The following is a 1,770-nucleotide window of genomic DNA, read 5'->3' as shown; positions in this document are numbered from 1 at the left end:
CCGGTGGCGGGGAGCGGAGCGCGGTGTCGCTCCGCGCCCGTGACATCGCCCAGCGGCTCAACGGCAAGGGCTACGCCCTGGCCCAGGCGGATTCCACGCCCAGCCCGCAGGAGAAGACCACGGTCAGCTTCCCCAGCGCGGATCTGGAGGGCGACGCGCAGGCCGTGGCCAAGTCCCTGGGGATTCCACTGGGTTCGGTCCAGAAGTCGACCGACGTGTCCGGTGTCACGCTCGTCGTGGGCGCGGACTGGCGCAGCGGCTCGTCGTATCCGAAGGAGTCCAGGCCGGAGGCGGGCGGCATACCGAAGTCGGCGGACGCGATCAACGGCTCGAAGAAGGACGCGTGCATGCCGGTGTACGCGCCGTACCGCTTCTGACCGTCCGCACACACATGCTGAAGCGCCGCCCGGGAGACTCCCCCGGGCGGCGCTTCACGTCTGTCCGTACACACCGCTCGTACGAGCCGGCCGTACGAGCTGCCCGTCCGTACCGCTCCTGCGAGCCGTACCGCTCGTACGAGCCGGCCGTACGGTCCGGCTACGCCTCGACCGTCGGCCGTACCGCCGGGCGACGGCTCGCGATGACCTTCTTGGCCAGCGAGCGCGGGCTGGTCAGAAAGCCGTATCCCCACGACATGTGCATGGTGGCGAGCGCCACCGGGATCCGGAGCCTGGCCTTGAGCGGCAGGCCCTTGCCCGCGGGCACCGAGCCCGCGGCGATCGCGGCGAGATAGCCCGCCGGGACGATCAGACCCCACGGGGTGAGCGCCACGCCGACGACCACGCCCGCGGCGATGGCGCAGACGGCCGTCGGCGGGGCGAGATAGCGCAGATTGATCGAGCCAGAGTGGTAGCGGGCGACGACATGGCGCCAGCGCCCGTAGTCCTTGTACTGCTTGGCGAGCGCCCTGACCGAGGGCCGGGGACGGTACCGCACGCGCAGCTCGGGAGAGAACCAGATCCCGCCGCCGGCCTCGCGGATACGGAAGTTCAGCTCCCAGTCCTGGGCCCGGATGAACTCCTCGTTGTAGCCGCCCTGCTGCTCCAGGGCCTCGCGCCGGAAGACCCCCAGATACACGGTTTCGGCGGGCCCGGCCTCGCCTCCGGTGTGGAACGCCGCGTTGCCGACACCTATTTTCGAGGTCATGGCGGCGGCGACCGCGTTCTCCCAGTCGTTCTCGCCCTCGGCGTGCATGATGCCGCCGACGTTCTGCGCGCCGGTCTCCGCCAGCAGCCGGACGGCGGTCGCGATGTAGTCGGGCGAGAGCATGCCGTGACCGTCGACCCGTACGACGACGGGATGCCTGGACGCCTTGATCGCGGCGTTCAGGGCGGAGGGGGTGCGGCCGGTCGGGTTGGGGACGGTCCGGACGGTGGCCCGCGGGTGGGACGCGGTCTCCCGGACCAGCTCCGCGGCGATCTCGTCCGTACGGTCCGTGGAGGGCCCGAGCGCGATCACCACCTCCATCTCGCCCTCGTACTCCTGCTCCAGGATGTGCCGGACGGAGTTCCGCAGATGACGTTCCTCGTTGAGCACCGGCATGATCACGGAGACCGCGGGCGGCAAGGCAGGCATGGAGTCTTCTGGGTCCTTCGGGAGACGGTCGGTACGGCGTCGGGGTTCGGTAGGGCGTTCTGTGCGTTCTGCGCGGCGGCGCATACGTCGGTGCATACCTCGGTGCATACGTCGACGCATACGTCGGTCACGTTACCGCGAACGGGGGACAGCGACGCGCGCCGCCCGTGCGGTGCGCGTCGCTGTCCCCCGTTC

Annotated in this window: 2 protein-coding genes; one reads left to right on the top strand and one right to left on the bottom strand. The window is 70.6% G+C overall.

The genetic code is table 11. The annotated features are described in order from the left end of the window. A partial coding sequence (locus BFF77_RS30680; protein ID WP_141698573.1) for a LytR C-terminal domain-containing protein occupies window positions 1-377 on the top strand: 377 nt, incomplete at its 5' end. Window positions 378-537: 160 nt separating this feature from the next. Here the strand turns inward: BFF77_RS30680 and BFF77_RS30675 are convergent. Further along, window positions 538-1,575 (bottom strand): glycosyltransferase family 2 protein, encoded by a 1,038-nt coding sequence (locus BFF77_RS30675; RefSeq protein WP_066956565.1) that lies wholly within the window; start codon window positions 1,573-1,575, stop codon window positions 538-540. Window positions 1,576-1,770 lie beyond the last annotated feature (195 nt).

Origin of the sequence: Streptomyces lushanensis, from assembly GCF_001700515.1 — a bacterium.
Taxonomy (GTDB): Bacteria; Actinomycetota; Actinomycetes; order Streptomycetales; family Streptomycetaceae; genus Streptomyces; species Streptomyces lushanensis.
This window is presented reverse-complemented; position numbering and strand designations above follow the sequence as displayed.

Excerpts from the sequence above, each read along its gene's own strand:
- BFF77_RS30675 (WP_066956565.1), bottom strand. The coding sequence starts at position 1,575 with ATGCCTGCCTTGCCGCCCGCGGTCTCCGTGATCATGCCGGTGCTCAAC.